19 protein-coding genes are annotated in these 21,929 nt (G+C 64.0%); 11 read left to right on the forward strand and 8 right to left on the reverse strand.

Annotated features, from left to right (window positions below):
* Positions 1–255 precede the first annotated feature (255 nt).
* From AC1MHZ_RS09480 to AC1MHZ_RS09490, 3 genes are all read left to right on the forward strand, one after another.
* Positions 256–1,575: an MFS transporter gene (locus tag AC1MHZ_RS09480; RefSeq protein WP_084855875.1), complete on the forward strand. Its 1,320-nt coding sequence runs from the start codon at positions 256–258 to the stop codon at positions 1,573–1,575.
* Positions 1,576–1,908: 333 nt separating this feature from the next.
* Complete coding sequence (locus AC1MHZ_RS09485) at positions 1,909–2,196, forward strand: hypothetical protein (RefSeq protein WP_084855874.1); 288 nt, start codon at positions 1,909–1,911, stop codon at positions 2,194–2,196.
* A 119-nt stretch (positions 2,197–2,315) separates the two neighbouring features.
* A complete protein-coding gene (locus AC1MHZ_RS09490; RefSeq protein WP_084855873.1) occupies positions 2,316–2,927 on the forward strand; it encodes a flavin reductase family protein in 612 nt (203 codons plus the stop codon).
* Here the strand turns inward: AC1MHZ_RS09490 and AC1MHZ_RS09495 are convergent, their stop codons facing one another.
* Both AC1MHZ_RS09495 and AC1MHZ_RS09500 read right to left on the reverse strand, forming a co-directional pair.
* A complete protein-coding gene (locus AC1MHZ_RS09495) occupies positions 2,928–3,161 on the reverse strand; it encodes a hypothetical protein (RefSeq protein WP_084855872.1) in 234 nt (77 codons plus the stop codon). It abuts the gene before it with no gap.
* Between the two features lie 66 nt (positions 3,162–3,227).
* Positions 3,228–3,521: a putative quinol monooxygenase gene (locus AC1MHZ_RS09500; RefSeq protein WP_084855871.1), complete on the reverse strand. Its 294-nt coding sequence runs from the start codon at positions 3,519–3,521 to the stop codon at positions 3,228–3,230.
* A 198-nt stretch (positions 3,522–3,719) separates the two neighbouring features.
* Here AC1MHZ_RS09500 and AC1MHZ_RS09505 point away from each other — a divergent pair, with 198 nt between their 5' ends.
* Positions 3,720–4,628: an AraC family transcriptional regulator gene (locus AC1MHZ_RS09505; protein WP_084855870.1), complete on the forward strand. Its 909-nt coding sequence runs from the start codon at positions 3,720–3,722 to the stop codon at positions 4,626–4,628.
* A 124-nt stretch (positions 4,629–4,752) separates the two neighbouring features.
* Here AC1MHZ_RS09505 and AC1MHZ_RS09510 read toward each other — a convergent pair whose 3' ends face one another.
* Positions 4,753–6,390 (reverse strand): 5-guanidino-2-oxopentanoate decarboxylase, encoded by a 1,638-nt coding sequence (locus AC1MHZ_RS09510; protein ID WP_482966292.1) that lies wholly within the window; start codon positions 6,388–6,390, stop codon positions 4,753–4,755.
* A 114-nt stretch (positions 6,391–6,504) separates the two neighbouring features.
* On the opposite strand from AC1MHZ_RS09510, the gene AC1MHZ_RS09515 reads away from it, so the two are divergent.
* Positions 6,505–7,380, forward strand: a complete 876-nt coding sequence (locus AC1MHZ_RS09515) for a LysR substrate-binding domain-containing protein (RefSeq protein WP_084855868.1) — start codon at positions 6,505–6,507, stop codon at positions 7,378–7,380.
* Between the two features lie 69 nt (positions 7,381–7,449).
* Here the strand turns inward: AC1MHZ_RS09515 and AC1MHZ_RS09520 are convergent, their stop codons facing one another.
* On the reverse strand, positions 7,450–8,325 hold the full coding sequence (locus AC1MHZ_RS09520) for an MBL fold metallo-hydrolase (RefSeq protein ID WP_084855867.1): 876 nt from the start codon (positions 8,323–8,325) through the stop codon (positions 7,450–7,452).
* 104 nt (positions 8,326–8,429) lie between these two features.
* Between AC1MHZ_RS09520 and AC1MHZ_RS09525 the strand changes: the two genes are divergently transcribed.
* Positions 8,430–9,335 (forward strand): LysR family transcriptional regulator, encoded by a 906-nt coding sequence (locus AC1MHZ_RS09525; protein WP_084855866.1) that lies wholly within the window; start codon positions 8,430–8,432, stop codon positions 9,333–9,335.
* Positions 9,336–9,391: 56 nt separating this feature from the next.
* On the opposite strand, the gene AC1MHZ_RS09530 is transcribed toward AC1MHZ_RS09525, so the two are convergent.
* Entirely contained in the window at positions 9,392–10,261 is an 870-nt protein-coding gene (locus AC1MHZ_RS09530; protein WP_084855865.1) for an isocitrate lyase/PEP mutase family protein, read from the reverse strand.
* A gap of 385 nt (positions 10,262–10,646) precedes the next feature.
* Here AC1MHZ_RS09530 and AC1MHZ_RS09535 point away from each other — a divergent pair, with 385 nt between their 5' ends.
* Positions 10,647–12,098, forward strand: a complete 1,452-nt coding sequence (locus AC1MHZ_RS09535) for an MDR family MFS transporter (RefSeq protein WP_482966293.1) — start codon at positions 10,647–10,649, stop codon at positions 12,096–12,098.
* An 85-nt stretch (positions 12,099–12,183) separates the two neighbouring features.
* Here AC1MHZ_RS09535 and ttgR read toward each other — a convergent pair whose 3' ends face one another.
* Positions 12,184–12,816, reverse strand: coding sequence for an efflux transport transcriptional regulator TtgR (gene ttgR / locus AC1MHZ_RS09540; RefSeq protein ID WP_084855863.1), 633 nt, complete (start codon positions 12,814–12,816; stop codon positions 12,184–12,186).
* A 255-nt stretch (positions 12,817–13,071) separates the two neighbouring features.
* Here ttgR and ttgA point away from each other — a divergent pair, with 255 nt between their 5' ends.
* The 4 genes from ttgA (at position 13,072) to AC1MHZ_RS09560 (ending at position 19,546) form a co-directional block, all read left to right on the forward strand.
* Positions 13,072–14,226 (forward strand): toluene efflux RND transporter periplasmic adaptor subunit TtgA, encoded by a 1,155-nt coding sequence (gene ttgA / locus AC1MHZ_RS09545; protein WP_084855862.1) that lies wholly within the window; start codon positions 13,072–13,074, stop codon positions 14,224–14,226.
* 3 nt (positions 14,227–14,229) lie between these two features.
* Positions 14,230–17,382 (forward strand): multidrug efflux RND transporter permease subunit TtgB, encoded by a 3,153-nt coding sequence (gene ttgB, locus AC1MHZ_RS09550; RefSeq protein WP_084855861.1) that lies wholly within the window; start codon positions 14,230–14,232, stop codon positions 17,380–17,382.
* A complete protein-coding gene (locus AC1MHZ_RS09555; protein ID WP_084855860.1) occupies positions 17,379–18,833 on the forward strand; it encodes an AdeC/AdeK/OprM family multidrug efflux complex outer membrane factor in 1,455 nt (484 codons plus the stop codon). The genes ttgB and AC1MHZ_RS09555 overlap by 4 nt, the downstream gene beginning before the upstream one ends.
* A gap of 188 nt (positions 18,834–19,021) precedes the next feature.
* Positions 19,022–19,546: an Mpo1 family 2-hydroxy fatty acid dioxygenase gene (locus AC1MHZ_RS09560; RefSeq protein WP_324812857.1), complete on the forward strand. Its 525-nt coding sequence runs from the start codon at positions 19,022–19,024 to the stop codon at positions 19,544–19,546.
* 154 nt (positions 19,547–19,700) lie between these two features.
* On the opposite strand, the gene pcaD is transcribed toward AC1MHZ_RS09560, so the two are convergent.
* Together pcaD and AC1MHZ_RS09570 are read right to left on the reverse strand one after the other, a co-directional pair.
* Positions 19,701–20,492, reverse strand: coding sequence for a 3-oxoadipate enol-lactonase (pcaD, locus tag AC1MHZ_RS09565; protein ID WP_482966294.1), 792 nt, complete (start codon positions 20,490–20,492; stop codon positions 19,701–19,703).
* A 112-nt stretch (positions 20,493–20,604) separates the two neighbouring features.
* Positions 20,605–21,894, reverse strand: coding sequence for an MFS family transporter (locus tag AC1MHZ_RS09570; protein ID WP_465001758.1), 1,290 nt, complete (start codon positions 21,892–21,894; stop codon positions 20,605–20,607).
* Positions 21,895–21,929 lie beyond the last annotated feature (35 nt).

The raw sequence follows: 21,929 nt of genomic DNA on the forward strand, positions 1-21,929 counted from the left end.
CCTATTGCTCGAGATGGATGAGCAAGATCTTGCTTATTTGCCCTGATGAATTGGGGCTGCCGCGCAGCCCATCGCGGGGCAAGCCCGCTCCTACAAGGGGGGCGTGAATGCCTGAGTTTCGGGGCTTTGAGCCGCGATAGGCTGCGTAGCGCCCCTTTCTGGACCGCCTCGCCCCTATTTGGCACACCTTCTGCAATCGCCTTCTCAAGCCGCGCCCAGGCGCGCTCCACAAAAACAACGAGAAGGTATCCCCTGATGGATAACGCCAGCACCCTGCCCACCGGGGCGGCCACCGTGCCCGCCGCGGAAAAAACCACCGCCAGCCGCCTCAAGTCGATCTTCAGTGGTTCCATCGGCAACATGGTCGAATGGTACGACTGGTATGTCTACGCCGCGTTCTCGCTGTACTTCGCCAAGGCCTTCTTCCCGGCTGGCGACACCACCGCACAATTGCTCAACACTGCTGCCATCTTCGCCGTGGGCTTTCTCATGCGCCCGATCGGTGGCTGGTTGATGGGCCTGTATGCCGACCGCAAGGGCCGCAAGGCCGCGCTGATGGCCTCGGTGCTGCTGATGTGCGCCGGCTCCCTGGTCATCGCCCTGACCCCGGGCTACGAGACCATCGGCGTCGCCGCGCCGATCCTGCTGGTACTGGCGCGCCTGATGCAGGGCCTGTCGGTAGGTGGTGAGTACGGCACCTCCGCCACCTACCTCAGCGAAATGGCCAGCAAGGACCGTCGTGGGTTCTTCTCCAGCTTCCAGTACGTGACACTGATCTCCGGCCAGCTCATCGCGCTGGCGGTGCTGATCATCCTACAGCAGACCCTCACCACCGAGCAGCTGTATGCCTGGGGCTGGCGCGTGCCCTTCGTGATCGGCGCGCTGTGCGCGGTGGTCGCCCTGTACCTGCGTCGTGGCATGGAAGAGACCAGCTCCTTCACCAAGAAGGAGAAATCCAAGGAAAGCCTGATGCGTACCCTGCTGCGCCATCCCAAGGAGCTGATGACCGTGGTCGGCCTGACCATGGGCGGCACCCTGGCCTTCTACACCTACACCACCTACATGCAGAAGTACCTGGTCAACACCGTGGGCATGAGCATCAGCGACTCGACCACCATCTCGGCGGCCACGCTGTTCCTGTTCATGTGCTTGCAGCCGGTGATCGGCGGGCTGTCCGACAAGATCGGTCGCCGCCCGATCCTGATCGCCTTCGGTGTGCTGGGCACCCTATTCACCGTGCCGATCCTGAGCACCCTGCACACCGTGCAGACCTGGTGGGGCGCCTTCTTCCTGATCATGGCGGCGCTGATCATCGTCAGCGGCTATACCTCGATCAACGCCGTGGTCAAGGCCGAGCTGTTCCCCACCGAGATCCGCGCCCTGGGCGTCGGCCTGCCCTACGCATTGACCGTGTCGATCTTCGGCGGTACTGCCGAGTACGTCGCCCTGTGGTTCAAGAGCCATGGCATGGAGACCGGCTTCTACTGGTACGTCACCGCCTGCATCGCCTGTTCGCTGCTGGTGTACGCCACCATGAAGGACACCGCCAAGCACTCGCGGATCGTGACTGACTGATCCCCAGTAAGTACCGCAGCAAAAAAGGGCGCCCCATCTGACGGGGCGCCCTTTTTTTATCCCTCTGTCCCGCGATGCAGGGCGAAGCCCCGGAAGGTTTCATTTAACCCGGCATTAATTCCCGCGCGGCACGCTTGAAGGGTCAAAAACGTTTCACTTGGGTTCAAGGCGGGCCGTGACCGGGCCTGACTGGAAGCAGGCTGCTCATGCGCCTTAACACATCTAAAAAAACGATTATTAAGCTCGGATATTTGCGCTTTTTAATCGATTTAATCGGCGTAGCATTGAATCCATAGAAACAAACAACCCCACGATTCCACTGGAGCAACGACCATGAAAAGCAAACTGATCCTGACCCTGGCTCTGTCGGCACTGGCTACCGGTGCATTCGCCGAAGACGGTTTCGACCGTACCAACGCCCACAGCTTCAACGCCGTCCCTACCCAGTCGGCCACTTATGCAGAAGATGGTTTCGACCGCACCGGCGCACAGCGCTTCGCTGAAGACGGCTTCGACCGCACTGGCGGCCAACGCTTCGCTGAAGACGGCTTCGACCGCACTGGCGCACAGCGTTTCGCGGAAAACGGCTTCGACCGCACCAACGCCCACCGCTTCAGCTGATCACTGAAAATGCGTACCCAGCCCGGCTTCGGCCGGGCTCGATCATTTCCAGCCAGGCCAAGCCTTGGCACACTAGGCGCCTCGTCCACACACAGGAAAGGCCCACAGGCCTTGCGCAGATGTATTACTACGAACCCGCCAAAGGCCACGGCCTGCCCCACGACCCCTTCAATGCCATCGTCGGCCCACGGCCCATCGGCTGGATCTCCTCACAGGATGCCGAAGGTCGCCTGAACCTCGCGCCCTACAGCTTCTTCAATGCCTTCAACTACATTCCCCCGATCATCGGTTTCTGCAGCGTCGGGCGCAAAGACAGCCTGAACAATATCGAACAAACCGGCGAATTCGTCTGGAACCTGGCGACCCGCCCGCTGGCCGAGCAGATGAACCAGAGCTGCGCGGCCGTGGCTGCGGATGTGGATGAGTTCGTGCTCAGCGGCCTGACCCCGAACGCTTCGCGTGTGGTCCAAGTGCCGCGCGTAGCCGAAAGCCCGGTGGCCTTCGAATGCAAGGTGAGTCAAATCGTCCAGCTCAAACGCGCCGACCAGGCACCGGTGCCCAGTTGGTTGATTCTAGGTGAGGTGGTCGCGGTGCATATCGCCGAGCATCTGCTCAAGGATGGCATCTACGACACTGCGGCAGCCGAGCCGATCCTGCGCGGCGGCGGCCCGGCGGACTATTTCGAGCTGGGCAACCTGTTCAAGATGGCCCGGCCCCAGGTCAACGGCTGATCACCAGAGCAACTCGCCTTCCTCGCCGACGCCCTGCAGGCGTGCAAGCTCGGCACAGGCGGCCTCATCGGCCGCCACCGCGCTCTTGAACACCTGACCCTCGAGCACCTTGTGAAAGCGCGGCGCGCCAGCGGCGCCCAGCCCCTTCACGGCGATTGCCGCGCTATAGCCGCCACCTTCGACGGGAACCATCGCCGAAACCGCTTCGAAACGAGGAAACTCTCTACGTGCCATCGTGCAAATCCGTGGTGTGAACAAAGGGCGGCATTCTACCCCACCCATCACGGTGACGACGGGACATCAGGCGAAGGTGTGCAGGTCCAGGCTGCTGACCACCTGGGCCTGCACCAGCTCACCGAAGACATCCAGGGTGGGTGACGCGAAATAGCCGCTCATCGCCTGCTGGTCGCGCCAGCTGCCGCTGAGCAGCCAGAGATCGCCATCGGCCTGGGATTGCTGCACGACGAAGCTCAGGCAACCCGGCGCCCGCAACGAAGGTTCCAGCAGATCACGAAGGCGCGCGCCCAGCTCTGCCGAGCGACCATTGCTGGCGCGGATGAAAGCCAGGTGTGTGACCGGTTGTGGCAGGGTCATGATCGATCTCCATGAACGAGGGGCAATGAAACCAGGCTGCCAAGGTTAGGCGCTCGCCCTCGTGCGTGGTTAGGCGATTACTGCCGCCCGATTGCCTGATCCTGCCGCGCGACAGGATCAGGCAATCGAGGTGCAGCTTTCGACTAGCGCCTACCCTTGCCCAAACCTATGCTGCGTCGGTCAGAAGAGGAACCGCCCATGCCCATCGACCCCGCATTGGAAGCGCAGCGCCAGGAACTGGCCGGCTTGATCCTGCGCCATGCCGGCGAGCCTCATGGCCCGCCCTCGGCCATCGACGACCTGTACCCCACGGCCTATCGCGAGAATATCCGCTCGATGCCGACCCTGGCCCAGCCCGCCCTGTGCATCCTGGCCCAAGGCAGCAAGAGCCTGTTCCTGGGCGATGAGCAATACGCCTACGACCCGCTGCACTACATGGTAGTGTCGGTGACCCTGCCGATCAGCGCCGTACGCCTGGATGCCAGTCCGGAAAACCCCACCCTGGGCCTGCGCCTGGATATCGACCCGACCCAGATCAGCCAGCTGATCGCCGAAAGCGGGCCGATGCTGGTACCCAATTTGCCTTCTGGCCGAGGCCTGTACGTGGAAAAGAGCGACCCGCAGCTGCTCGATGCCTTGATTCGCCTGATGCGCCTGCTCGATACGCCCCGGGATATCTCAGTCATGGCGCCGCTGATCCGCCGCGAGATCCTGTATCGATTGCTGCGCGGCCCCCAGGGCCATCGCCTGTACGAAATCGCCCTGGCCAACAGCCAGACCCACCGCGTGAGCCAGGCCATCACCTGGCTGAAGCATCACTACCACTTGCCCTTGCGCATCGAGGAGCTGGCGCGGGAGGTCAACCTGAGCACCTCGACGCTGCACCACAGGTTCAAGGCCGTGACTTCGATGAGCCCCTTGCAGTACCAGAAGCAACTGCGCCTGCAGGAGGCGCGGCGGCTGATGCTCAATGACGGGCTGGAAGCAGCGGTGGCCGGGTATCGGGTGGGCTATGAAAGCCCTTCGCAGTTCAGCCGTGAATACAGCCGGTTGTATGGCGCACCGCCGATCCGTGATGTGGCGCGGTTACGCGGCAACACGGGCTGACCCCGAATCTTGCAGGCCCCGTGGGATATTTACCCAGCCCTTCGGGCTGCGCTGTCTCGCAGAGAACAGGCGGCCAATGCTGCCTCTGTGGGAGCGGGTTCACCCGCTCCAACAAGATGGCACCTCAGCCCGCGACTGCCGCCTGCCACTGGGCCTGGTCGACCTGGATCAACGTCGGCCCCCGGCGCTCCACCGCCTGCTTCAAAGCGGCCTGCAACTGCGCCACATCTCCTACCTGCTGCGCCGCAGCGCCCAAGGCCTGGGCCACTGCGATGAAGTCCGGCGTATGGATATCCACACCCACCGGCTCGATGGCCCGGTTGACCATGTACTTCTTGATTTCTTCGTACCCCTGGTTGTTCCACAGCAGCACGATCAGCGGCACCTGTGCTTCCACTGCGCTGGCCAGCTCAGGCAGGGTGAACTGCAAGCCGCCATCGCCGATCAGGCACACCGTCGGAGCACGTTCATCGGCACGCTCCGCGCTGCCAAGCCAGGCGCCCATGGCCGCAGGCAAGGCGTAGCCTAGGGTGCCGTAGCCGGTCGAGGCGTTGAACCAGTGCCGCGGCTTGTCCATATCCAGGGTCAGGTTGCCGGTGTACACCGGCTGGGTGGAGTCGCCTACCAGGATCGCGTCGGGCAGTGCCGCCAGGATTCCAGTGAGCAGCCGCGTCTGGCTCAAGGTCGGCTGGTCCCAGCCCGCCGACAGGTTCTGGCGCAGGCGAGCCACACGACCGACGCCCCAATCGCTGCTTCGAGCAGGCTCAGGCAACGCTTGCAGGGCGACGAGCAGCGCCTGGGCCGCTTGCTCGGCATCGGCCACCAGGGCCAGCTCCGGCAGATAGTTGCGCACGGTCTGGTCTGGGTCGATATCAATGCGCAACAGGCTGCCAGGAATCTCGAAGCCACCTTTGAAGGTCACGTCGTAGTCGGTCTCAGCCAGCTCGGTACCGATGGCCAGCACCACGTCAGCCTCGGCGACCAGGGCTCGGGTGGCCGGCAGCGACTGGGTCGAGCCGATCTGCAGCGGGTGGCTGGACGCCAGCAGGCCCTTGGCGTTGATCGTCAGCGCCACCGGGGCCTGCAAGTGCTCGGCGAGCGCCGCCAGGGCCGGGCCTGCCGCCAGGGCGCCGCCGCCTGCCAGGATCAATGGCCGTCGGGCCTGGGCCAGGCGTTCGGCCATGAGCGCCACCATGCAGGGCGAGGCGCCTGCACGTGTGGTACGCACCGGGCGGCTGGGCAGAAGATGCTCGGCCGGCTCGACCAACACGTCCAGCGGGATCTCGATATGCACCGGACGCGGCCGGGCACCGTCGAACACGGCAAAGGCCCGGGCCAGGGCCTGCGGCAGGTCGTCGGCACTCATCAGGGTATGGGAAAAGGCTGCCACGCCGCCGACCAGCGCGCCCTGGTTGGGCAGCTCATGCAGCTTGCCGCGCCCACCACCGAGCTGGTCGCGCGACTGCACGCTAGAGATCACCAGCATGGGAATCGAGTCAGCATAGGCTTGGCCCATGGCAGTGGTGATGTTGGTCATCCCGGGGCCGGTGATGATGAAACACACCCCCGGCTTGCCTCGGGTACGGGCATAACCATCGGCCATGAACCCGGCGCCCTGCTCGTGGCGCGGCGTGATGTGCCGGATCGAGGAGCCCGCCAGGCCGCGGTAGAGCTCCACGGTATGCACACCGGGAATCCCGAAGACGTGGTCCACGCCGTAGCCTTCGAGGAGTTTGACCAATACTTCGCCACAGGTTGCCATTGTGAATCACCCTGGTTCTTGTTGAGTTCAGGTGCCCATGGAAGCAAGGCGCAGCTATCGCCACAATGCAAAAAAACACATACTAGCCATGTTCCTGGATCATGGCTCACGACAATGAAACGCCTGCCGCCCCTCCCTGCCCTGCATACCTTCCTGGTCACCGCCCAGCACTGCAATTTCACCCGTGCGGCGCAGCAACTGCACATTACCCAAGGCGCGGTGAGCCGGCAGATCGCCGGCCTCGAGGAGCACCTCGGCTATCCGTTGTTCCTGCGCCAGGCCCGTGGCCTGAGCCTGACCCGCGAAGGCCAGGACTGGCTGCCCCGGGTCCAGCAGGTGTTCGCGTTGATCGAGCAAGGCGTGCGTGAAGTCGGCGGACGCAGCACTACGCTGCAGTTGAAGGCGCCGACATGCGTGATGCGCTGGCTGCTGCCACGGCTGATGGAATGGCAGGCCCTGCGCCCGGATGTGCCGGTGGAACTGACTACCACTGTCCAGCACGGCGTGGATTTCCGGCGAGAAGGCTTCGATGCCGCAGTGGTCTACGGCGCGCCGCCTGACACTGGCCTGCAGGTGCGTAAGCTGTTCGACGAACAATTGACCCCGGTATGTGCGCCGTCGTTGCTGGAGGGGCCTGTGCCCCTGGCCCACGTGCAGGACCTGGGACGACACATGCTGCTGCACCCTTCCCGGGACGAACATGACTGGCAGCTCTGGCTGCAGGCCACGGGAACCGAGATCGTGCCGCACGGCCCTCGTCAACATTTCGAGACCCTGGACATGGCCATGGCCATGGCAGCCCAGGGCACCGGCGTGGCGATCGGCGACTGGGCCCTGGTCGGCGATGACCTGCGCAGTGGCAGGCTGTGCATGCCGTTCGAGCTGAAGGTGCTGACCGGCAAGGGGTATTACCTGGTCAGCCCTTCGAAGCACATGCCGGCAGGGTTGGGCGAACTGATGGACTGGCTCGAAGCGCGGGCCTGTCAGTGAAATGCAGGGTTGGTCTTGAGTAGGTGGGGGCTGTGAGATCGAGCGCCGCAATTGCCTAGGCAGACCCGATCACCACGCCATTTCCCCCTTGGCCACCTTGGCACTGAGTTCCAGCGAGCTGCCATCGGCAAGACCGGGGTAGCGTCGCTCCATTGCCTTGACCAGCGCAGCGGCATCGGTGGCCTTGGCCGTTTCGGCATCGAAGGCTCGGATGTAGCCGGCCGTGAAACGTACCGCCTCCAGCGAGCGGCTGCTCTGGCCCAAGTAATGGCCAGGGATCACGGTACGAGGCCCGAGCTGCTCGATACGTTCGAGGGTCTTGAGCCAGTCGGCATGGGACTGGGCGGTCTGGGTGTCGGCCATCCACACATGGATGTGCTCCGCCACGACCACGCCACCGACCACTGCCTTGATCGAAGGAACCCATACGAAGCTGCGCTCTGGCTGCGGGCCGTCCAGGCCCACGACTTCCAGCGCCTGGCCTTCCAGCTCCAGCTGGTCGCCGTCCAGGACCTGCGGCACGACCAGGTGCTCGGGCTTGTCGGTACCCATCTTCGGCCCCCAGTAGGCCAGCTTGGCCTCCATGGTCTTGCGAATATGCGCCACGGTAGGCGCCGAGGCGACCACCCGAGCCTGGGGAAACGCACGGACCAGGGTGTCGAGGCCAAAGTAATAGTCCGGGTCACCATGGCTGATGTAGATGGTGGTCAACCGCTTGCCGCTGGCGCGCAGGCGCTGGACCAACTGCTCGGCCTGGGCCTTGCCGAACTGGGCGTCGACCAGCACGGCATCGTGCTCACCGCTGACGATCACCGAGCTGACCGGGAAGATGGCCTCGTGGCCTGGGTTGTAGACCTCAAGGTGCAGCGGCTCGGCGGCAAGTACCTGGCCGACCAGTGCCAGGCTGGCCAGCGCCAGGCCACGTAGGGTGGTGATCAACGACATCGTATTGTTCCTGTGAGCGGGAAAGTGAACAACAGCTTAGTTGCCAGATTCGTCACAAAAAATGCGATGCTTGGACATAGTTTGTTTCTGAAATCGAGCAGATCATGGACCGTCTCAACGCCATGCGCGTCTTCGTCACCGTCATCGACCTGGGCAGCCAGTCGGCCGCAGCCGATCACCTGCAACTCTCGCGGCCGGTGGTATCACGCTATCTGGCCGAGCTGGAAGAGTGGGTCGGCGCCCGCTTGATGCAGCGCACCACGCGCAGGCTCAGCCTTACCGCCGCCGGCCAGGAAACCCTGCCCCGCTGTCGCCAGTTGCTGGAACTGGCCGGCGATCTGCAGGCCGCCGTGCGACAGCCTGACGAAGCACCGCGCGGTGAGCTGCGTATCAGTGTCAGCACCTCGTTCGGCCAGGCCCAGTTGGTGGATGCAGTGGCTGACTATGTGAAGCGTTACCCGGGGGTGAAGGTCGAGCTGCAGATGCTCGATCGCACGGTCAACCTGGTGGACGAGCGCATCGACCTGGCGATTCGCACCAGCAACGACCTGGACCCGAACCTGATCGCCCGCCGCCTGACCGTGTGCCGCTCGGTGGTGTGCGCCGCCCCGGCCTACCTGCGCGAACATGGCGTGCCCGAACAGGTCGAGGCGTTGAGCCGGCACAATTGCCTGACCCATGCCTATTTCGGGCACAGCCTGTGGCAGTTCGAGGTGAATGGGCGAAACGTGGCCGTGCCGGTGCAGGGCAACATCAGCGCCAACGAGGCCATGACCTTGCAGAAGGCTGCCCTGGCGGGTGCCGGGGTCGCCATGCTACCGACCTACCAGGCCGCACCGGCCTTGCGCAGTGGCGAGCTGGTGCGCCTGCTGCCCCAGGCGCGCCCCCGGGAGCTGAGCCTCAATGCGGTGTACACCTCGCGCAAGCACATGCCCGCAACCCTGCGCAGCATGCTGGACTTCCTGGCGCAGCGGTTCCAGGACGAACCGGAGTGGGACAAGGCGTTCTGATCAGCCGGCGCTGTACCGAGCCGGCGATCGGGCCGCAACGGGCCCGCCCTGGCCTGTCACTCCTCGACGCTCATGTATTCCTTGGCCCAGCGGATGTATTCCTCCGGCTGGGTATAGGTGTGCGAAAGCTCGGTGGCGCTGAGGTTCTCGGACTTGTTCTGTTGCCCACGCTGCAGGCGCAGGCAGTCGTAGGTGGCCTTGATCGCGGCGAAGTAGGCCGCATGGCCATCGACCACGATGCGTACGCCGAGGCTCGCCAGGCGCGCGTCGTCGCGCAGGTTCGGGTTGCCATAGCTCACCAGCATCAGCGGCACGCTCAGGTGTTCGGCGATCTGCTCGAGCTGGTCGAAATCCTTCACCCCCACCATGCAGATACCGTCGGCGCCCGCCTTCTGGTAGCTCTGGGTGCGTACGATGATTTCCTCGGTGGTCAGCACGCCAGCGTTGGTCCGGGCAATGATCGACAGCGCCGAATCGACCCGCGCCTCGATGGCCGCACGAATCTTGCCCACGCCCTCTTCCACCGGGATCAGGTCGGTCGATTTACGCCCGAACTGCGCCGGCAGCAGCGTGTCTTCGATGGTCAGCGCAGCAACGCCGGCGCGTTCCAGCTCGATCACCGTACGCATGACATTGAGCGCGTTGCCGTAGCCATGGTCGGCATCGGCGATCACCGGCAACTGGGCGACACGGCCGATACGGGTGGCCTGCTCGACGAATTCGCTCAGGGTGATCAGGGCGAAGTCCGGCGCGGCCAGGACCTGCAGCGAGGCAACCGAACCTCCGAGGATACCGACTTCGAAGCCGAGGTCCGCGGCAATACGTGCCGACATGGGGTCGAAAACCGAAGCGGTGTGATAGCACGAACCGGACGCAAGCAGTTCGCGGAAGGCAAAACGCAGATCGTGGTGGGAAGCCTTGGGCATGATCACTCCGCAATAACAGGAAAATTTGAACGGGCTGACTACCGACCCCTGAATCGGGTCTACCTGACCTGTTCCAACCGTCGCCATCAGGGCGGTCATGCTCGACATGCAGGCAGAGGAATAGAAGGTGTGGGATACAACGACAGGAAACAGAACCGGAAAATCTTGCACCATGCTGGTGCAGACCCCGTATTTCAGCCGCTGCGGTGAAGTCACGATATCACGCAGCCATGCACTACTGGATGAACGCGCCAATGCCGATCTTGCATAGGGGATGCACATAGTACATAGGGAGCTACCTAACTCAGCTACAATGCGGGCTCGGCCAGCCCCTTGCCGCGCGGCGCTGGCGCCCCTTCGACAATGACATCGACAAGGTTACTTCGTGACTGCCGCCCTGCCCCCCACTGTCCTGCGCAGTGTCCTCACCGCCTTGATGCTGGCGATCTTCCTCGGTGCCCTGGACCAGACCATCGTCGCAGTGTCGATGCCGGCGATTTCGGCGCAGTTCAACGATGTCGGCCTGCTGGCGTGGGTGATTTCCGGCTACATGGTGGCCATGACCGTGGCCGTGCCGATCTACGGCAAGCTTGGCGATCTGTACGGGCGTCGGCGCATGATCCTGGCCGGCACCGCACTGTTCACCCTGGCCTCGGTAGCCTGCGCCCTGGCCCAGGACATGCAGCAACTGGTGCTGGCGCGCGTGCTCCAGGGAGTCGGCGCGGGCGGTATGGTCTCGGTAAGCCAGGCGATCATCGGCGACTTCGTCCCGCCCCGCGAACGGGGCCGCTACCAAGGGTATTTCAGCAGCATGTACGCCCTGGCCAGTGTCGCTGGCCCCGTGCTCGGTGGGTGGCTGACCGAATACCTGTCGTGGCGCTGGGTGTTCTGGATCAACCTGCCGCTGGGCCTGTTCGCCTTGTGGGCGATCCGTCGCGCCCTCGGCGGGATGCCCGTACGTCGGCGCGAGGCGCAGGTGGACTACTTGGGCGCGTTGTTGCTGATCCTGGGCCTTGGCAGCCTGCTGCTGGGCATCACCCTGGTCGGCCAGGGGCACCCGTGGGCATCGTCGCCAGTGCTGGCCCTGCTGGCCTGCGCCCTGCTCGGCCTGTTGTTGTTCATTGCCCATGAACGACGCTGCCAGGAGCCACTGCTGCCGCTCACACTGTTCGGCAACCGCGCTGCCGTGCTGTGCTGGTGTGCGATCTTCTTCGCCAGTTTTCAGTCGATTTCCCTGACCATGCTGATGCCGTTGCGCTACCAGAGTATCACCGGCGCCGGTGCCGACAGCGCAGCGCTGTACCTGCTGCCGTTGGCCATGGGTTTGCCGTTGGGGGCCTTCACCGGCGGTCGACTGACCAGCCGCACCGGTCGCTACCGGCCACAAATCCTGGTCGGCTTCGTGCTGATGCCACTGGCGATTCTCGGCATGGCCCTGACGCCTCCCCAGTCGGCCCTGCTCGGCGCCTTGTTCATGTTGCTGACCGGCATTGCCTGCGGCTTGCAATTCCCCACCTCGCTGGTCGGCACCCAGAGCGCGGTCGAACTCAAGGACATCGGCGTGGCCACCAGTACCACCAACCTGTTCCGTGCTTTGGGCGGGGCGATGGGTGTGGCGTGCATGTCCAGCCTGTTGCTGGCCTTGTTGCACCAGGGCGGTTTCGAGGCGCTTGGCAATCCGCTGCTGGGCAGCCTCAAGGCCGGGGAGCCAGACCCGATCACCCAAGCGCGGTTGATGGAAACCTTCCGCCTGTTGTTGATGATCAGTGCCGGGGTCTCGTTGCTGGGGCTGGTTGCGGCAATGGCCATGCCTGATCGGCAGTTGCGGGGGCGGTGAGCGGTTGGGGGCGCTGTGCGCCCAAACGTATTAACGCCCCCTTAATGCAGTAGGGAAACACTTCATCACAATCATTAACAAAGTCTCATTTGCGTAACGAAGGGCTCAAGCGCAGCATATCCAACCCTGTGTCGACCCATTTCTCCACATCGCGCAGCAGGTCGAAGCTGTCCGGCAACAGCAACCAGCGCCCGATCAGGCCGTCGACATAGGCGAACATGGCGACCGCGGCACGCTCCACGTCCAAGTCGCCCGGCAACTGCCCGCGACGCACGGCATTGGCCATTGCCAGCGCAATACCCTGGTGGCAATCCAGTACTGCGCTCTGGCGTTGCTGGCGGATCTCGCACATGTCATCGGTGAACTCGCACTTGTGGTGCAGGATTTCATTGATACGCCGGGTCCTGGCATCGAGCACCAGCTCGTTGAGCACCTGCAGCAACAATGTGCGAATGCAGCCCAGCGGGTCGAGCTCGTCCTCGCTTTCGCTGGCACGGGCCAGGTGGTCATGGGTTTCATGCAGGCTGTCCAGCAGTGCCTGCACCAGTTCGGCCTTGTTGTTGAAATGCCAGTAGATCGCCCCCCGGGTCACGCCCGCGAGCTGCGCGATGTCGGCCAGGGTGGTTCGCGCAACCCCGCGCTTGTAGAAGGCCTTTTCCGCTGCCTCGATGATCTGGGCACGGGTTTCCTGGGCTTCTTCTTTGGTTCGACGGACCATGGCAGCTCAACCTCATCATGGCCCGCGTGCGCGTACGGCACGCGGTAGTTCAGGCCGGAGCAGCCTATTGAAGGCTCGCCCCGGGATTAATCGACGGATCCGCTGCGGCGTTGTGCACCCGCCTGCGGTATTTACAAACAAGCATGAATGTAAGTATATTCGTTAGTAAGCTATTTATCCACCGGATAGCACCTTTTCTGAAAGCACTTCCATTATTCTTGAGCGTCTCCCTGCTCTAGCGACCCGAGGATCCTCATGCAATTCAAGCCAGCCGTCACCGCCCTGGTTTCCGCCGTCGCCCTGGCAACCCTGCTAAGTGGCTGTAAGAAAGAAGAAGCAGCGCCCGCAGCGCAGGCTCCTCTGGTCGGCGTCGTTACCCTCCAACCGCAGGCCTATACCTTGACCTCGGAACTGCCGGGGCGTACCACCGCCTTCCGCGTGGCCGAGGTCCGCCCGCAGGTCAATGGCATCATCCTCAAGCGCCTGTTCAAGGAAGGCACCGAGGTCAAGGAAGGTCAGCAGCTGTACCAGATCGACCCGTCCGTCTACGAAGCCAACCTGGCCAACGCCAAGGCCAACCTGCAGGCCACCCGCTCGCTGGCCGAGCGCTACAAGCAACTGATCGACGAGCAGGCTGTCTCCAAACAGGAATACGACGACGCCAATGCCAAACGATTGCAGGCCGAGGCTTCGCTCAAGAGCGCGCAGATCGACCTGCGCTACACCAAGGTCCTGGCCCCGATCAGTGGCCGCATCGGCCGCTCCGCGGTGACCGAGGGCGCATTGGTGAGCAATGGCCAGAGCAACGCCATGGCCACCATCCAGCAGCTCGACCCGATCTATGTCGACGTCACCCAGTCCACCGCGGAGCTGCTCAAGCTGCGCCGTGACCTGGAGAGCGGCCAGCTGCAGAAGGCCGGCGACAACGCCGCCACGGTGCAGCTGGTGCTCGAGGATGGCAGCCTGTTCAAGCAGCAGGGCCGCCTGGAGTTCTCCGAAGTCGCGGTCGACGAGACCACCGGCTCGGTCACCCTGCGCGCGATCTTCCCCAACCCCGACCACACCCTGCTGCCGGGCATGTTCGTCCATGCCCGCCTGAAGGCCGGGGTCAACGCCAACGCCATCCTGGCGCCCCAGCAGGGCGTGACCCGTGACCTCAAGGGCACGCCGACCGCACTGGTGGTGAACAAGGAAAACAAGGTCGAACTGCGCCAGCTCAAGGCCAGCCGTACCCTGGGCAGCGACTGGCTGATCGAGGAAGGCCTGAACCCGGGCGACCGCCTGATCACCGAAGGCCTGCAGTTCGTGCGGCCAGGGGTCGAGGTCAAGGTCAGCGAAGCCACCAACGTCAAGAAGCCGGCCGGCCCAGCCCAGGCCAGCGCGGCGAAAGCAGACGCCAAAGCGGAGTAAACCATGTCGAAGTTCTTTATCGATCGCCCGATCTTCGCCTGGGTGATCGCACTGGTGATCATGCTGGTCGGCGCCTTGTCGATCCTGAAGCTGCCGATCAACCAGTACCCGAGCATTGCCCCCCCGGCCATCGCCATCGCCGTGACCTACCCGGGCGCCTCGGCGCAGACCGTGCAGGACACCGTGGTGCAGGTCATCGAGCAGCAGCTCAACGGTATCGACAACCTGCGGTACGTGTCCTCGGAGAGCAACTCCGACGGCAGCATGACCATCACCGCCACCTTCGAGCAGGGCACCAACCCTGACACCGCGCAGGTCCAGGTGCAGAACAAGCTGAACCTGGCCACCCCGTTGCTGCCGCAGGAAGTGCAGCAGCAAGGTATCCGTGTGACCAAGGCGGTGAAGAACTTCCTGTTGGTGATCGGCCTGGTGTCCGAAGACGGCAGCATGACCAAGGACGACCTGTCCAACTACATCGTCTCGAACATGCAGGACCCGATCTCGCGGACCGCAGGTGTAGGTGACTTCCAGGTCTTCGGTGCCCAGTACGCCATGCGTATCTGGCTCGATCCGGCCAAGCTGAACAAGTTCCAGCTGACCCCGGTCGACGTGCGCACCGCCGTCAGCGCGCAGAACGTGCAGGTCTCCTCCGGCCAGCTCGGCGGCCTGCCGGCGATGCCTGGTACCCAGCTCAACGCCACCATCATCGGCAAGACCCGCCTGCAGACCGCCGAGCAATTCGAAAATATCCTGCTCAAGGTCAACAGCGACGGCTCCCAGGTGCGCCTGGGCGATGTCGCCAAGGTCGGCCTGGGTGGCGAGAACTACGCCATCAGCGCGCAGTACAACGGCTTCCCGGCCTCGGGCCTGGCGATCAAGCTGGCCACCGGCGCCAACGCCCTGGATACCGCCAAGGCGCTGCGCAAGACCATCAGCGACCTGGAGCCGTTCTTCCCGCCAGGCGTGAAGGCGGTGTTCCCGTATGACACCACCCCGGTGGTCACCGAATCCATCAGCGGCGTGATCCACACCCTGATAGAGGCGGTGGTGCTGGTGTTCCTGGTGATGTACCTGTTCCTGCAGAACTTCCGCGCCACCATCATCACCACCATGACCGTGCCGGTGGTGTTGCTGGGTACCTTCGGCATCCTGGCCGCGGCGGGCTTCAGCATCAACACCCTGACCATGTTCGCCATGGTCCTGGCCATCGGCCTGCTGGTGGACGATGCCATCGTCGTGGTGGAGAACGTCGAGCGGGTGATGTCCGAGGAGGGCCTGCCGCCCAAGGAGGCGACCAAGCGCTCGATGGAGCAGATCCAGGGCGCCCTGGTGGGTATCGCCCTGGTGCTGTCGGCGGTCCTGCTGCCAATGGCCTTCTTCGGCGGCTCCACCGGTGTGATCTACCGGCAGTTCTCGATCACCATCGTCTCGGCCATGGGCCTGTCGGTGCTGGTCGCGCTGATCTTCACCCCAGCCCTGTGCGCCACCATGCTCAAGCCGCTGAAAAAGGGCGAGCACCACGTGGCCAAGCGTGGCTTCTTCGGCTGGTTCAACCGCAACTTCGACCGCAGCGTGCAAGGCTATGAGCGTAGCGTTGGCACCATCCTGCGCAACAAGGCACCGTTCCTGCTGGCCTACGCGCTGATCGTGGTCGGCATGATCTGGCTGTTCATGCGCATCCCCACCGCGTTCCTTCCGGAAGAAGACCAAGGCGTTCTGTTCGCCCAGGTGCAGACTCCGGCGGGCTCCAGTGCCGAGCGCACCCAGGTGGTGGTCGACCAGATGCGCGAGTACCTGCTCAAGGACGAAGCCGATACCGTGTCGTCGGTGTTCACCGTCAACGGCTTCAACTTCGCCGGTCGTGGCCAGAGCTCGGGTATGGCATTCATCATGCTCAAGCCGTGGGAAGAACGTTCGGCCGAGAACAGCGTGTTCAACCTCGCCGCCCGCGCCCAGCAGCACTTCTTCAGCTTCCGCGACGCGATGGTGTTCGCCTTCGCACCGCCTGCGGTACTCGAACTGGGTAACGCCACCGGCTTCGACGTGTTCCTCCAGGACCGCGCCGGCGTCGGCCACCAGAAGCTGATGGAAGCGCGCAACCAGTTCCTGGCCAAGGCCGCCCAGAGCAAGGTGCTCAGCGCCGTGCGCCCGAATGGCCTGAACGACGAGCCGCAGTACCAGCTGACCATCGATGACGAACGTGCCAGCGCCCTGGGCGTGACCATCGCCGACATCAACAACACCCTGTCGATCGCCCTCGGCGGCAGCTACGTCAACGATTTCATCGACCGCGGCCGGGTCAAGAAGGTGTACATCCAGGGTGAACCCAGCGCCCGGATGAGCCCGGAAGACCTGCAGAAATGGTACGTGCGCAACGGCGCCGGCGAGATGGTGCCGTTCTCCTCCTTCGCCAAGGGCGAATGGACCTACGGCTCGCCCAAGCTGTCGCGTTACAACGGCGTGGAAGCCGTCGAGATCCTCGGCGCCCCGGCGCCGGGCTACAGTACCGGTGAAGCCATGGCCGAGGTCGAGCGCATCGCCGGCGAACTGCCAGCAGGCATCGGTTATTCCTGGACCGGTATGTCCTACGAGGAGAAGCTCTCCGGCTCGCAGATGCCGGCGCTGTTCGCCCTCTCGGTACTGTTCGTGTTCCTGTGCCTGGCGGCGCTGTACGAAAGCTGGTCGATCCCGATCGCCGTGGTGCTGGTGGTGCCGCTGGGTATCATCGGTGCGCTGATCGCCACCAGCCTGCGCGGGCTCTCCAACGACGTGTACTTCCTGGTCGGCCTGCTGACCACCATTGGCCTGGCGGCGAAGAACGCGATCCTGATCGTCGAGTTCGCCAAGGAACTGCACGAGCAAGGTCGCAGCCTGTATGACGCGGCCATCGAGGCCTGCCGCATGCGTCTGCGTCCGATCATCATGACCTCGCTGGCGTTCATCCTCGGCGTGGTACCGTTGACCATCGCCAGTGGCGCAGGCTCGGGCAGCCAGCACGCCATCGGTACCGGGGTGATCGGCGGCATGATCAGTGCGACCGTGCTGGCTATCTTCTGGGTACCGCTGTTCTTCGTAGCAGTGTCGTCGTTGTTCGGCAGCAAGAAGCCAGAACCCGACGCCACCCCTGAAACTACTCGTTATGAGGCTGGGCAATGACCAAGTCTTTGTTATCCCTGGCGGTGACCGCTTTCATCCTGGGCGGCTGCTCGCTGATCCCTGACTACCAGACCCCGGAATCGCCGGTGGCTGCGCAGTGGCCGCAAGGCCCTGCGTACTCGCCGACCGAGTCGGCCAACGTGGCCGCCGCCGAGCAGGGCTGGCGCCAGTTCTTCCACGACCCGGCGCTGCAGAAGCTGATCCAGACGTCCCTGGAAAACAACCGCGACCTGCGCGTCGCGGCGCTGAACATCGACGCCTACCGGGCCCAGTACCGCATCCAGCGGGCCGACCTGTTCCCGGCGGTCTCGGCCAATGGCAGCGGCAGTCGCCAGCGGGTACCGGCGAACATGTCGCAGACCGGCGAGGCAGGCATCACCAGCCAGTACTCGGCGACCCTGGGCGTCAGTGCCTACGAGCTGGACCTGTTCGGCCGTGTACGCAGCCTGACCGAGCAGGCCCTGGAGACCTACCTCTCCAGCGAGCAGGCCCGCCGCTCCACGCAGATCAGCCTGGTGGCCAGCGTGGCCAATGCCTACTACACCTGGCAGGCCGACCAGGCCCTGCTCAAGCTGACCGAGGAAACCCTCAAGACCTACGAGGAAAGCTACAACCTGACCCGCCGCAGCAACGAAGTGGGCGTGGCCTCGGCGCTCGACCTGAGCCAGGCGCGCACCGCCGTGGAAGGCGCCCGGGTCAAGCTGTCGCAATACCAGCGCCTGGTGGCCCAGGACCTGAACAGCCTGACCGTGCTGCTGGGCACCGGCGTGCCTGCCGACCTTCCAGCACCGCTCAAGCTCAGCGAAGACCAGTTGGCCGAAGTGCCGGCAGGCCTGCCGTCCGAGTTGCTGCAACGCCGCCCGGACATCCAGGAAGCCGAGCACCTGCTCAAGGCGGCCAACGCCAACATCGGCGCGGCCCGGGCGGCGTTCTTCCCGAGCATCAGCCTGACCGCCAACGCCGGCACCCTGAGCCCGGACATGGGCGGGCTGTTCAAGGGCGGCTCGGGCACCTGGCTGTTCCAGCCGCAGATCAACCTGCCGATCTTCAACGCCGGCAGCCTGAAGGCGAGCCTGGACTACTCGAAGATCCAGAAGGACATCAACGTCGCCAAGTACGAAAAGACCATCCAGACCGCCTTCCAGGAAGTCTCCGATGGCCTGGCCGCGCGCAAGACGTTTGAAGAACAGCTTCAGGCGCAGCGCGACCTGGTGGCCGCCAACCAGGACTACTACCGCCTGGCCGAGCGTCGCTATCGCATCGGCATCGACAGCAACCTGACCTTCCTCGATGCCCAGCGCAACCTGTTCAGCTCGCAACAGGCGCTGATCAGCGACCGCCTCTCGCAGCTGGTCAGCGAGGTCAACCTGTACAAGGCCCTGGGTGGTGGCTGGCTGGAGCAGACCGGCCAGGCCAACCAACAGGCCGCGGCGCAATCACCGAAAGGCTGATCGCTCTGCAGTGCATCAAGCCCACCCTCGCGGTGGGCTTTTTCGTTTTGCGGCCTGCCCATTCGCCCCAGTGATGGATGCCCATTACCTACGCACGGTTCCAGCGCCGGTGGTCGAGCGCTATGCTCATGCCATGGCGGTTAGCCCCGCTGCAGGGTGAACCTGTAGCCACACAGGGAGGAACAACAATGAAAAGCCTCGTCGACCACCTGAGCCAATACGCGGCCTACCACCGCGACCCGCGCAATATCGCCACCCACTTCATCGGCATCCCGTTGATCGTGCTGGCGGTGACCATCCTGCTCTCACGCCCCGGCTGGGACCTGGCCGGCATCTGGCTCTCCCCCGCGCTGCTCGTGGCCGCCGCATCGGTATGGTTCTACCTGCGCCTGGACCTGCGTTTCGGGCTGGTCATGGGTGCGCTGCTGGGGTTGTGCCTGTGGGTCGGCCAACTGCTGGCCATACAGGCCACCGGGCTATGGTTGAGCGCCGGGTTGGGGGCGTTCGTGGTGGGCTGGATCATCCAGTTCGTCGGGCATTATTACGAAGGCCGCAAGCCGGCGTTCGTCGACGATATCAGCGGGCTGATCATCGGCCCGCTGTTCGTGGTAGCGGAGCTGGCGTTCATGCTCGGGCTATGCCCGGCGCTCAAGCGCGCGGTAGAGGCCAACGCCGGCCCGGTGGCGGTGCGGCAGAAGAAAGCGGCGGTTTGATCCGCGTCATTGCGCCGCCCTCATCGCGGGACAAGCACCCTCCCAAAGGAACAGTGCTGCCCTCAAGGCTAATACGTGACTTGTGGGAGCCGGCTTGCCGGCGATGGGCATGCAGCGCCCCGAGGCCTTGACTGACAGGCACTCCCTCAGAGTCTCAATGAACCAGCAGGAAATCGAGCACGCGGCGGCTGAACGGCGCACCGACCTCGACGTTGGACAAGTGCGCGGCCGGGAACTCGACATACTCGGCGCCTGCGATCCGCGCCTGCATGAAGCGGCCATGCTCAGGCGTGGTCACGGCATCCTCGGTACCGGCGACGATCAAGGTCGGCACCTGGATCTGCCCCAGTTGCTCGCGAAAATCGGCGTCACGCACGGCTGCGCAGTTGGCCGCATAGCCCTCGGCCGAGGTCTGCGCCAGCATCTGGCAGATACGCTGGGCCTGCTCGGGTCGGGCCTGAACGAAGCCCGGGGTGAACCAACGTGCGAGCGAGGCGTCGCGCAGGTCGAGCATGGCGTGTTGTCCGCCTTGGCCCACGGTCTCGATACGGGTGTTCCACACCTCGTCATCGGCGATCTTCGCGGCGGTATTGCACAACGTCAGGCTACGCAGGCGCGTGCTGGCGTTGATGCCCAGCCATTGGCCGATCAGCCCGCCCATGGACAAGCCGACGAAGTGGGCCCGTGGAATGTCCAGGGCATCGAGCAACGCCAGCACGTCACGGCCCAGCTGCTCGATGGTATAAGGCCCCTCGGTCACCAGCGACCCGCCATGGCCACGGGTGTCGTAGCGCAGTACCCGTACCCGCTCACGCCACGCCGGCACCTGCGTGTCCCACATATGCAGGTCGGTCCCCAACGAGTTGGACAACACCAGCACCGGCGCGTGTTCAGGGCCATCGAGTTGGTAGTTCAGTACGCCATCGGCCAGTTGCAGGTGCGCCACAGCGGTCTCCTTCAAACATTTGAACATTGATGGACGGCCAGCCCCGTTACCGGAGCGTGCCTCTTGTGTCCTGCCTCGCCAAACGTGAACAGCTTATTTCCGAGACAGGACACTAGTGGTCATGGTGCAGGTAGGCCGCCTCTTTCGGCAGGCGCAGGCTGAACAGGAAGGCCACCGCCATCATGGCGGTCACGTACCAGTAGAACGTGTTCTCCATGCCCAGGGTCTTCAAGCCCAAGGCCACGTATTCGGCCGAACCGCCGAATACGGCGTTGGCCACGGCATAGGCCAGGCCCACGCCCAAGGCACGCACCTGCGCCGGGAACATCTCGGCCTTCACCAGGCCGCTGATCGAGGTGTAGAAACTCACGATGCACAGCGCCAGGGTCACCAGCACGAACGCCAGGAAAGGGCTGGTCACGGTTTTCAACGCCATCAGCAGCGGCACGGTGAACAGCGTGCCCAGGCCACCGAACAGCAGCATGGAATTGCGCCGCCCGATGCGGTCGGACAGCATGCCGAACAGCGGCTGCAAAAGCATGAACAGGAACAGGGCACCGGTCATCACGTAGCTGGCACTCTTGGCGTGCATGCCGGCCGTGTTGACCAGGAACTTCTGCATGTAGGTGGTGAAGGTATAGAAAATCAACGAACCGCCCGCGGTGTAGCCCAGCACGGTGATGAAGGCGGCAGCATGGTTGCGCAACAGCCCACCGATGGTACCGGCTTCTTTGTTCTGGCGGGTTTCGGCGCTGCTGGTCTCTTTCAGCGAGCGACGCAGCATGAGCGAGATCAAGGCGGCGACGGCACCCACCACGAAGGGGATCCGCCAACCATAGGCCCGCAGCTCCTCCTCGGTCAGCAGTTGCTGCAGGATCACCACCACCAGCACCGCCAGCAACTGGCCACCGATCAGCGTGACGTACTGGAACGAGGCGAAGAAGCCGCGCTGGCCACGCAGGGCCACCTCGCTCATGTAAGTGGCGGTGGTGCCGTATTCGCCGCCCACCGACAGGCCCTGGATCAGCCGCGCCAGCAACAACAGGGCCGGGGCCCAGGCGCCGATGCTGGAGTAGGTCGGCAGGCAGGCGATGATCAGCGAGCCACCGCACATCATCAGCACCGAAATCATCAAGGAATTCTTGCGGCCATGGCGGTCCGCCAGGCGACCGAAGATCCAGCCGCCGATCGGACGCATCAAGAAGCCTGCGGCGAACACGCCGGCAGTATTGAGCAACTGCACGGTGGGGTTGTCGGAGGGGAAGAATGCCGGGGCGAAGTAGATGGCGCAGAAGGCGTAGACATAGAAGTCGAACCATTCCACCAGATTGCCCGACGAAGCCCCGACGATGGCGAAGATGCGTTTGCTGCGTTCTTCGCCTGTGTAATAGGTAGAAGTCATGAGGTACTCACTCCAGGAAGGTCCCTGCCTGATCT

The sequence above is a fragment of the Pseudomonas sp. FA-1 genome (assembly GCF_056856075.1).

Coding starts and splice junctions, on each gene's coding strand:
- AC1MHZ_RS09480 (WP_084855875.1), top strand. CDS start 256: ATGGATAACGCCAGCACCCTGCCCACCGGGGCGGCCACCGTGCCCGCC.
- AC1MHZ_RS09485 (WP_084855874.1), top strand. CDS start 1,909: ATGAAAAGCAAACTGATCCTGACCCTGGCTCTGTCGGCACTGGCTACC.
- AC1MHZ_RS09490 (WP_084855873.1), top strand. CDS start 2,316: ATGTATTACTACGAACCCGCCAAAGGCCACGGCCTGCCCCACGACCCC.
- AC1MHZ_RS09495 (WP_084855872.1), bottom strand. CDS start 3,161: ATGGCACGTAGAGAGTTTCCTCGTTTCGAAGCGGTTTCGGCGATGGTT.
- AC1MHZ_RS09500 (WP_084855871.1), bottom strand. CDS start 3,521: ATGACCCTGCCACAACCGGTCACACACCTGGCTTTCATCCGCGCCAGC.
- AC1MHZ_RS09505 (WP_084855870.1), top strand. CDS start 3,720: ATGCCCATCGACCCCGCATTGGAAGCGCAGCGCCAGGAACTGGCCGGC.
- AC1MHZ_RS09510 (WP_482966292.1), bottom strand. CDS start 6,390: ATGGCAACCTGTGGCGAAGTATTGGTCAAACTCCTCGAAGGCTACGGC.
- AC1MHZ_RS09515 (WP_084855868.1), top strand. CDS start 6,505: ATGAAACGCCTGCCGCCCCTCCCTGCCCTGCATACCTTCCTGGTCACC.
- AC1MHZ_RS09520 (WP_084855867.1), bottom strand. CDS start 8,325: ATGTCGTTGATCACCACCCTACGTGGCCTGGCGCTGGCCAGCCTGGCA.
- AC1MHZ_RS09525 (WP_084855866.1), top strand. CDS start 8,430: ATGGACCGTCTCAACGCCATGCGCGTCTTCGTCACCGTCATCGACCTG.
- AC1MHZ_RS09530 (WP_084855865.1), bottom strand. CDS start 10,261: ATGCCCAAGGCTTCCCACCACGATCTGCGTTTTGCCTTCCGCGAACTG.
- ttgR (WP_084855863.1), bottom strand. CDS start 12,816: ATGGTCCGTCGAACCAAAGAAGAAGCCCAGGAAACCCGTGCCCAGATC.
- ttgA (WP_084855862.1), top strand. CDS start 13,072: ATGCAATTCAAGCCAGCCGTCACCGCCCTGGTTTCCGCCGTCGCCCTG.
- ttgB (WP_084855861.1), top strand. CDS start 14,230: ATGTCGAAGTTCTTTATCGATCGCCCGATCTTCGCCTGGGTGATCGCA.
- AC1MHZ_RS09555 (WP_084855860.1), top strand. CDS start 17,379: ATGACCAAGTCTTTGTTATCCCTGGCGGTGACCGCTTTCATCCTGGGC.
- AC1MHZ_RS09560 (WP_324812857.1), top strand. CDS start 19,022: ATGAAAAGCCTCGTCGACCACCTGAGCCAATACGCGGCCTACCACCGC.
- AC1MHZ_RS09570 (WP_465001758.1), bottom strand. CDS start 21,894: ATGACTTCTACCTATTACACAGGCGAAGAACGCAGCAAACGCATCTTC.